This window comes from Halorubrum sp. SS7 (assembly GCF_005435055.1).
Classification (GTDB): domain Archaea; phylum Halobacteriota; class Halobacteria; order Halobacteriales; family Haloferacaceae; genus Halorubrum; species Halorubrum salinarum.
Genome location: NZ_SGXV01000601.1, coordinates 1 through 243 on the forward strand (window position 1 = coordinate 1; position 243 = coordinate 243).

At 63.4% G+C, this 243-nt stretch carries 1 pseudogene; it reads left to right on the forward strand.

The annotated features are described in order from the left end of the window. Nucleotides 1-220 (forward strand): annotated as a pseudogene (locus EXE44_RS19300) (ABC transporter ATP-binding protein); the annotation flags it as partial. Nucleotides 221-243 lie beyond the last annotated feature (23 nt).

Here is a 243-nt window from a genome sequence, read left to right on the forward strand (position 1 = left end):
GGTGAACCCGACGCTGGCGAAGAAGCTCAAAGAACAGATCCGGCGGCTCAACGAGCAGGGGACGACGTTCCTGCTCATCGAACACGACATGGAGTTCGTGATGGACTTGGCGGACCCGATCGTCGTCTTAGATCAGGGACACGTCCTCACCGAGGGGCCGCCGCACTCGGTCCGCAACGACCAGCGCGTCATCGACGCGTACCTCGGAGGCGGCGCATGAGCGACGGAATGACGGACGACACG